This window comes from Helicobacter pylori FD535 (genome assembly GCF_000296015.2).
Lineage (GTDB): Bacteria > Campylobacterota > Campylobacteria > Campylobacterales > Helicobacteraceae > Helicobacter > Helicobacter pylori_CT.
The window spans coordinates 1-9034 of the sequence record NZ_AKHP02000011.1; the positions used below are offsets into that span (position 1 = coordinate 1).

A 9034-nucleotide genomic window follows, 5' to 3' on the forward strand; every position below is an offset into this window, starting at 1 on the left:
GCTGATGAGGTGAGAAAGCTCGCTGAAAGGACGCAAAAATCGCTCAGCGAGATTGAAGCCAATATTAATATTTTAGTTCAAAGCATTGCCGATAACGCTGAGTCTATCAAAATGCAAAATAAGGGCGTAGAAAACATCCACAACTCCATTAACGCCTTGCAACAAGATGTGCAGGATAATTTGACTATCGCTAATCATTCTTTACAAGTCAGCGCTAAAATTGATGGGATCTCCCAAGATATTTTAGAAGACGTGAGCAAGAAGAAATTTTGATTTCTGCCTTTAATTTTGAGCGTCTAAAATGTGGAACCGCCCCCTTTTTCTAAAGCAAGGGGCTTTCGCCCTAACGAACGCTAATGCGAAAGGCTCTTTAAGGTCTGCATGGGCATTCCCTAGCCTAAAAAGAGGTGTTTTATCGTCTTTTAGCTTGAATATAGCCTAACGGCTATGCGCTTGCATCTTGCGCCCTAAAGGACAGAGTTTTTCGCACTAGTTTGATAAAAAGCTTTGGCTGGATTTTAAAAAGCGTTCTTAGGGGAGTTAGTTGGGGTTAATGTTCATCGCAAAATACCCCCCTACCCTTAAAAGAATCATTTTTACTATAAAAATATTTATTAAAGTTTTGGCTACCGCTCTTTGGCTATCACTCTTTGATATTGGGGGGGTTAATCTCAATTCCCCATATCGCCCATATCCCCCATGTCTCCCATATCGCCACCCATATCGTCGTTCATATCCCCCATATCGCCCATGTCATCGTTGCCATTACCCATGTCGTCATTCATATCGTTCGCGTTGTTCATGTCATCGCCCATGTCGTTGCCGTTGTCCATGCCGTCATTAGTGTTACCCGCATCATCGCTTCCGTTGTTCATGTTGCTCATATCATCAGTGTTGCCGGTATCCATGTTACCGGTGTCTGTGTTACCGGTATCGGTGTTGTTCATATCACCGGTATTGTTCATGCCGCCAGCATCTTTATCATCAGTGGGGGTGTCAGTGGCACTGGTATCGTTTGTGGCGTTAGTGTCAGTGTGAGTATCGTCAGTGTGATCATCATCGGTATTAGTGGCGCTGTTAGGGTTTATGAGCGCGTTACTCCCTTGATCCTTGCTGTCATTTGCATGGGTGTTGCCCATGTTGCTAATAGGCGTTTGTTGTGCAGGCTGTTGCATGGGGTTATTCATCGCATCATTCAAATCATCTCTATCATCGCCATCAATTTTCAAACTCCCGTCTAAATAATTCCCCACCACATCGCTGCTATGGCTCAATTGTTGCACGCTGTCTAGGGCTTTATCCACTTGAGCTTGTTGCTCGCTTGAAAGCCCTTTCTGATCTTTTAAGTCATTGTCCAGTTGGTTTAGGTTATTGTCTAATTTGTCCCTCACCTCCATAGCTTTATTGACCACTGAATCAATCTTATTAGGACTCGCCCCATCTTGCTTCATTTCTTTGATTTGCCCCACTAAATGGTTAAGCTCTTTGGCTTGAGAAGTTATCGCATCCACGCTTTTAGTGGGCATGGCTTTAGTGTGGAAAAGCGAATTGTCTTTGAGCATGCGGCTGTTGTCTAAATTGACTAAAGCACTATTCAAGCGGTTGGTTTGAATGCCTTTACTGAATTTGGGATCACGATAAAAGCTCATAAGATTTGCCTGCTGTAAGGATTTATCATCCTTATCGTCTCTGTCATCATCAGTAGGCGTATCAAGTTGATTAATAGAAGCGTCATGGTCTAAAATCTCTTCTTGATCGATCGCATACATATAATTTTCTAACATCAAGTAATCTTGAACTTGCATCATGAAAAACATGTTAGGGTAGAAGCCATACATGCCATCATAAAAGTCATAAAAATCATACATGCCCATACCATACATGCCATACATTCCCATGCCATACATGCCATACATGCCGTAATAAGGGCTATAATAAGAGCTGTAATAGTTGTTGCTTCTGTAATAAGGGCTTTGAGCTTTTTCATTCTCTTGTTGTTTTTTAAGATACGCCCCTACCACGCTCAAATCAGCGAGCATTTTTTGAGCCGTTTTTTGATCTTTTAAAGAAATGCCTAAGGGGATATAAATACCGGTGCGGTAACTATAAAAAGAATCCCTAGCGATGATTTTAAGGCAATATTTCAAATTCTTTTGCAATTTTAGGGCTTGCCTTAAACGCGCATGCGCTCTTAAATTCCCCAAGATGCCAGAGTTAAAACGCATTTTTTCCACTAGCGCACTGAATTTTTTCGCATCGCCATTAGCCGCATTGATATAGTTTAAAGCGCTAGCCCCCCACTCTTTGGTGCTGCTTTTATAACCCCCAAAATCCACTATTTTTGGCGTCAATTCCCCTTTTAATTGCGAATCTTTTAAATCAAACAACGCCCTATTCACGCTAATAGCGTTCAAGCTGAGTGTCATCATTAAAAGTATTTTTATAGTTTTCATTGATAACCTTAAAAAATATCTCTTGCGAGCATTATAGACTATTTTTAGAAATCAAAATGACTTTTGAAAACAACCAAAGTAAAAAATAAAACCTAAAAAAACAAAAGGTTCTGTTTTAAGCGCTTCTTTAGTTTTTTAAAAAACCCTCTCTCTAAACAAAAACCTTAACCCCCCAACACAACAAAACAAATACCACAAAAAAAAAGAAACCAACAGAGAGAAAACCCTCTATTAAAAAGAAGAGAAAGGCTTAGAAGTTGATCATGTAGTTAAAATAGATAGAAAAATTCCTTTTATAGAACACATCTACCGATCCATCTACGCCCCTTTCTTTATAGAATTGGTTGGTAAATAAAGGCAATTTAAAGCCCACTTCAATCCCGCTGTGTTTAGAAAAATTGCTCCTAAAACCAAATTCCACAGGCATTTGGAAATAGCTCGTGTTCATGCTCGCTGAACAGCCGGCGGTGTTGTTGCAAATGTGCATCTGAGATTTCAAATAGCTCTCTCCTTGAACGATAAACGAATCCCCTCCCAATCCAAAGCCTAAGAACAACCCTGCTGTGTTATAGCCCTCTTTACTTTCATAGAAGTTATAGAGCGCATCAAAGCCCACGCCGTAAGTGAAGTTATTCACTTGAGACGCGCCCTCCATGATTCCAAGCTGACTCCCCACAAAGCTTAAATTCGCATGGTTATAGCTGTAGTATCCATAAGACCTAAAGCCAAAGCGTTTGGTTTTACCAAAGAACCACTTATACCCTGCCATCGCATCTACCCCATACATTTGCCCGTAATTATTGGTGTTAACCACGCTTGGCGTGTAGGTTGCTTGGGCTTGAGCTGTTTGATTGCTGCCAAACATTGAAGTGTCTATCGGGGTGTTATTGTTAGCGCCTGGGGTGCGGGTGGTGTTTTGGTTTTCTAAATTAGAATATTGAAACCCTCCTCCTAAAAATGCGCCGCTTTTTTCTGCCATGGACACACTAAAGGCTAACGCCATACCTAAAAAAACCTTTTTCATTTAAAACTCCTTAATGTGAGAAATCCTAAGAATTTCTTTTTTCATTGCATTCATGCTATGGCGCAAAAATACAGGGGGCTATCAAAATCTGAGAGTTGTCCTCATACATCCGCTTCTACAGAATACAATCCGCTCTTACAAATATCAAGATTTGGAGTTATATCACAAAAAAGTGAATTTTTTGTTAAGAATGGGTTAAATAAATCGTTTTATTTTTTAAAAATGTATTTTATATATATAAAGAATTTAAAATTATATTTAACTAGATTTTATGGAAGCTCTTACGCTGTTTTTGTGGGGCAGAAATTGGAGCATGTTAGGGTTTTTGGTAGTGGTGGGTGGCTATCTTAAAAAAGCTGTTTTATCGCTTTTATCATATCGTGTAAAAATCTTATTCAAACTGGCTTTGAAAATGAGCGATTAAAGGGTTGATCACTTCATCTAAATTCCCTGAAAGCATGATTTCTTCTAAACTATACAGAGTTAAATTGATTCTATGTTCGCTCAAGCGGTTTTGCGGGTAATTATAAGTGCGGATCCTTTCGCTCCTGTCCCCACTACCCACCTGCTCCTTTCGGTCTTTAGCGTTGGCGAGTTGTTGTTCTTCAATTTGTTTTTCATAAAGGCGCGCTTTTAAGATTTTTAGGGCTTTATCCTTGTTTTTATGCTGGGATTTTTCATCTTGCATGCTCACGCTGATATTGGTGGGAAGGTGCGTGATGCGCACCGCAGAGTCTGTGGTGTTGACGCATTGCCCCCCATGCCCGCCAGCACGAAACACTTCAATCTTTAAATCGCTAGGGTTGATAGAAACTTCCACATCATCCACTTCAGGCATGATCGCTACTGTGATAGCGGAAGTGTGGATGCGCCCTTGAGATTCTGTCTCGGGGACTCTTTGGACTCGATGCGTGCCTGCTTCAAATTTGAGCCTTGAATACACGCCCTTGCCCTTAATCAAAGCGATGATTTCTTTATAGCCCCCTACGCTGTTTTCGCTAGAGCTCACTATCTCTACTTTCCATTTTTTCAAATCCGCATAACGGCAATACGCCTTAAACAAATCCCCTACAAAAATGCCCGCTTCATCGCCCCCTGTGCCGGCTCTTAACTCTAAATAGATGTTTTTATCATCATTAGGATCTTTGGGGATAAGGAGTTGCTTAATGGCAGTTTCTAACTCACTTTTTTGGATTTCTAAAATTTTTAACTCTTCTTTAGCCAGTTCGCTCAACTCCTTGTCTTCTAAAAGCTCTTTATTTTCTTTGATATCCTCTAAAACGCTCAAATACTCTTTGCTCGCTATGGAAATTTCTTCAATGGAACTTTGCTCTTTGCTCAATTCGGTGAGTTTTTTAATATCGCTAATCACTTCAGCGCTAGAAAGCAATGCTGTGAGTTCGTCGTATCGTTTGAGAATGGAAGAAAGCTTTTCAGCTAGAATGGACATGCAAAACTACCTATAAAAAGATGTGAATAAAAAATACAACAATCTAAAAAACGCAAAACTTAAAAAGAAGCCCAATAATAAAAACCCACTACTGAGCTTAAAGAAGTTAAAAACGCCCCAAAACTAAGCGAGAGCGATCTTTTTCACTGAAGCGTTAAGCCTTGAGACTTTCCTAGAAGCGGTGTTTTTCTTTAAAATCCCTTTACTGACAAATTTATGCAACTCTTTATTAGCGATTTTCAAACGCTCTTGAGCTTTTGCTACATCATTGATGGCAACCGCTTCACGCACGGCTTTAATGATATTTTTAATTTTAGTTTTATAGAACCTGTTTCGTTCGGTTCTTTTAATGGTCTGTCTGATTCGCTTTTCTGCGGACTTATGATTTGCCATAGCCTTGTTTTAATCCCTTTGTAATGTAAAATTTGGCATAATTCTATCTAAAAATTGATTAAAAATAGTTTAAAAGGTATTTTATAACGATGAAAATTTTTGGGACTGATGGCGTGAGGGGTAAAGCAGGGGTGAAACTCACCCCCATGTTTGTGATGCGTTTGGGCATTGCTGCCGGATTGTATTTTAAAAAACATTCTCAAACGAATAAAATTCTAATCGGTAAAGACACCAGAAAAAGCGGCTATATGGTAGAAAACGCTTTAGTGAGCGCTTTAACTTCCATAGGCTATAATGTGATTCAAATAGGGCCTATGCCTACCCCTGCGATTGCGTTTTTAACCGAAGACATGCGCTGTGATGCGGGCATTATGATAAGCGCGAGCCACAACCCTTTTGAAGATAATGGTATTAAGTTTTTCAATTCTTATGGTTATAAGCTTAAAGAAGAAGAAGAAAGAGCGATTGAAGAAATCTTTCATGATGAAGGATTACTGCATTCTAGCTATAAAGTGGGCGAGAGCATCGGTAGCGCTAAAAGGATAGACGATGTCATAGGGCGCTATATCGCGCATTTAAAACACTCTTTCCCCAAACATTTGAATTTACAGAGTTTAAGGATCGTGCTAGATACCGCTAATGGTGCGGCTTATAAGGTGGCTCCGGTCGTTTTTAGCGAGCTTGGGGCTGATGTGTTGGTGATTAATGATGAGCCTAATGGGTGTAATATTAATGAGCAATGCGGGGCTTTACACCCCAACCAATTGAGCCAGGAAGTGAAAAAATACCGTGCGGATCTGGGTTTTGCTTTTGATGGCGATGCCGATAGGCTAGTGGTGGTGGATAATTTAGGGAATATCGTGCATGGGGACAAGCTTTTAGGGGTGTTAGGGGTTTATCAAAAGTCTAAAAACGCCCTTTCTTCTCAAGCGGTTGTCGCCACGAGCATGAGCAATTTAGCCCTTAAAGAATACTTAAAATCCCAAAATTTAGAATTGAAGCATTGCGCGATTGGGGATAAGTTTGTGAGCGAATGCATGCGATTGAATAAAGCCAATTTTGGAGGCGAGCAAAGCGGGCATATCATTTTTAGCGATTACGCTAAAACAGGCGATGGTTTGGTGTGTGCTTTGCAAGTGAGCGCGCTTGTGTTAGAAAGCAAGCAGGTCAGCTCTGTTGCGTTAAACCCCTTTGAATTATACCCTCAAAATTTAATGAATTTAAGCGTCCAACAAAAGCCCCCTTTAGAAAGCCTAAAAGGTTATAACACTCTTTTAAAAGAGTTAGACAAGCTAGAAATCCGCCATTTGATCCGTTATAGCGGCACTGAAAACAAATTACGAATCCTTTTAGAAGCTAAAGATGAAAAACTTTTAGAATCCAAAATGCAAGAATTAAAAGAGTTTTTTGAAGGGCATTTGTGCTAAAACCCCCAAAAAAAAGCCTATTGATTTTTATAGGGGTTTTTTTCCTTGTTTTTGGCGTGGATCAAGCGATTAAATACGCTATTTTAGAGGGGTTTCGCTATGAAAGTTTGATGGTAGATATTGTTTTAGTGTTCAATAAAGGCGTGGCGTTTTCTTTGCTCAGTTTTTTAGAGGGAGGTTTGAAATACTTGCAAATCCTTTTGATTTTAGGGCTTTTTATCTTTTTAATGCGCCAAAAAGAGCTTTTTAAAAACCATGCGATAGAGTTTGGCATGGTGTTTGGCGCTGGGGTTTCTAACGTTTTAGACCGGTTTGTGCATGGGGGCGTGGTGGATTATGTGTATTATCATTATGGCTTTGATTTTGCCATTTTTAATTTCGCTGATGTCATGATAGATGCGGGCGTGGGCGTTTTATTGTTAAGACAATTCTTTTTTAAGCAAAAACAAAACAAAATTAAGGCATAATTACCCTTTTTAAATAAAAGGTCGCGTAGCTCAGTTGGTAGAGCACTACCTTGACATGGTAGTGGCCGCTGGTTCAAGTCCAGTCGTGGCCACCATTATCACTCCAATTTTAATTCTCATTTTTTCGTGGGTTTTTGATCTTTATCAAATGAGTCCAAAGGATATTAAATGCGCTTCCAATCACGCTTTTATAGCGCTTCAGAAGTATAACACTAATTCATTTTAAATAATAATTAGTTAATAAACGCTTCTGTTAATCATAGTAAATCAAAACATTGCTACAATTACTCCAACCTTGATTTCGTTATGTCTTCAAGGAAAAACACTTTTAAGAATAGGAGAATGAGATGAAACTTACCCCAAAAGAGTTAGATAAGTTGATGCTCCACTATGCTGGAGAATTAGCTAGGAAACGCAAAGAAAAAGGCATTAAGCTTAACTATGTAGAAGCGGTAGCTTTGATTAGTGCCCATATTATGGAAGAAGCGAGAGCTGGTAAAAAGACTGCGGCTGAATTGATGCAAGAAGGGCGCACTCTTTTAAAACCTGATGATGTGATGGATGGCGTGGCAAGCATGATCCATGAAGTGGGTATTGAAGCGATGTTTCCTGATGGGACCAAACTCGTAACCGTGCATACCCCTATTGAGGCCAATGGCAAATTAGTTCCTGGTGAGTTGTTCTTAAAAAATGAAGACATCACTATCAACGAAGGCAAAAAAGCCGTTAGCGTGAAAGTTAAAAATGTTGGCGACAGACCGGTTCAAATCGGCTCACACTTCCATTTCTTTGAAGTGAATAGATGCTTAGACTTTGACAGAGAAAAAACTTTCGGTAAACGCTTAGACATTGCGAGCGGGACAGCGGTAAGGTTTGAACCTGGCGAAGAAAAATCCGTAGAATTGATTGACATCGGCGGTAACAGAAGAATATTTGGATTTAACGCGTTGGTTGATAGGCAAGCAGACAACGAAAGCAAAAAAATTGCTTTACACAGAGCTAAAGAGCGTGGTTTTCATGGCGCTAAAAGCGATGACCACTATGTAAAAACAATTAAGGAGTAAGAAATGAAAAAGATTAGCAGAAAAGAATATGTTTCTATGTATGGCCCTACTACAGGCGATAAAGTGAGATTGGGCGATACAGACTTGATCGCTGAAGTAGAACATGACTACACCATTTATGGCGAAGAGCTTAAATTCGGCGGCGGTAAAACCCTAAGAGAAGGCATGAGCCAATCCAACAACCCCAGCAAAGAAGAACTAGACTTAATCATCACTAACGCTTTGATCGTGGATTACACCGGTATTTATAAAGCGGATATTGGCATTAAAGATGGCAAAATCGCTGGCATTGGTAAAGGCGGTAACAAAGACATGCAAGATGGCGTTAAAAACAATCTCAGCGTGGGTCCTGCTACTGAAGCGCTAGCCGGTGAAGGTTTGATCGTAACTGCTGGTGGTATTGACACACACATCCACTTCATTTCACCCCAACAAATCCCTACAGCTTTTGCAAGCGGTGTAACAACCATGATTGGTGGCGGAACTGGCCCTGCTGATGGCACTAACGCAACCACTATCACTCCAGGCAGAAGAAACTTAAAATGGATGCTCAGAGCGGCTGAAGAATATTCTATGAACTTAGGTTTCTTGGCTAAAGGTAACGCTTCTAACGATGCGAGCTTAGCCGATCAAATTGAAGCCGGTGCGATTGGCTTTAAAATCCACGAAGACTGGGGAACAACTCCTTCTGCAATCAATCATGCGTTAGATGTTGCGGACAAATACGATGTGCAAGTCGCTATCCACACAGACACT

General features: G+C 40.2%; 8 protein-coding genes, 1 tRNA gene and 2 pseudogenes. 7 read left to right on the top strand and 4 right to left on the bottom strand.

Going from position 1 to position 9034, the window contains the following annotated elements:
• A pseudogene (locus DV63_RS10865) lies at positions 1-273 on the top strand (methyl-accepting chemotaxis protein); the annotation flags it as partial.
• Between the two features lie 28 nt (positions 274-301).
• Entirely contained in the window at positions 302-442 is a 141-nt protein-coding gene (locus tag DV63_RS18325; protein ID WP_172635375.1) for a hypothetical protein, read from the top strand.
• Positions 443-671: 229 nt separating this feature from the next.
• Here the strand turns inward: DV63_RS18325 and DV63_RS10870 are convergent, their stop codons facing one another.
• The 4 genes from DV63_RS10870 to rpsT all read right to left on the bottom strand — a co-directional run bounded on the left by DV63_RS10870 (position 672) and on the right by rpsT (position 5320).
• A complete protein-coding gene (locus DV63_RS10870; RefSeq protein ID WP_000848934.1) occupies positions 672-2453 on the bottom strand; it encodes a hypothetical protein in 1782 nt (593 codons plus the stop codon).
• Positions 2454-2703: 250 nt separating this feature from the next.
• Positions 2704-3477: an outer membrane protein gene (locus DV63_RS0209000; protein ID WP_000755216.1), complete on the bottom strand. Its 774-nt coding sequence runs from the start codon at positions 3475-3477 to the stop codon at positions 2704-2706.
• Positions 3478-3868: 391 nt separating this feature from the next.
• Positions 3869-4927, bottom strand: a complete 1059-nt coding sequence (gene prfA, locus DV63_RS10880; protein ID WP_000025100.1) for a peptide chain release factor 1 — start codon at positions 4925-4927, stop codon at positions 3869-3871.
• Between the two features lie 123 nt (positions 4928-5050).
• A complete protein-coding gene (gene rpsT / locus DV63_RS10885) occupies positions 5051-5320 on the bottom strand; it encodes a 30S ribosomal protein S20 (protein ID WP_001273611.1) in 270 nt (89 codons plus the stop codon).
• A gap of 89 nt (positions 5321-5409) precedes the next feature.
• Between rpsT and glmM the strand changes: the two genes are divergently transcribed.
• The 5 genes and pseudogenes from glmM to ureB all read left to right on the top strand — a co-directional run.
• Positions 5410-6747, top strand: coding sequence for a phosphoglucosamine mutase (glmM, locus tag DV63_RS10890; protein WP_000688433.1), 1338 nt, complete (start codon positions 5410-5412; stop codon positions 6745-6747).
• Positions 6741-7214: a signal peptidase II gene (gene lspA, locus DV63_RS10895; protein ID WP_000917461.1), complete on the top strand. Its 474-nt coding sequence runs from the start codon at positions 6741-6743 to the stop codon at positions 7212-7214. The genes glmM and lspA overlap by 7 nt, the downstream gene beginning before the upstream one ends.
• Positions 7215-7233: 19 nt before the next feature.
• A tRNA-Val gene (locus DV63_RS10900) sits at positions 7234-7309 on the top strand.
• A gap of 252 nt (positions 7310-7561) precedes the next feature.
• Complete coding sequence (ureA, locus tag DV63_RS10905) at positions 7562-8278, top strand: urease subunit alpha (RefSeq protein WP_000779231.1); 717 nt, start codon at positions 7562-7564, stop codon at positions 8276-8278.
• 3 nt (positions 8279-8281) lie between these two features.
• A pseudogene (gene ureB, locus DV63_RS10910) lies at positions 8282-9034 on the top strand (urease subunit beta); the annotation flags it as partial.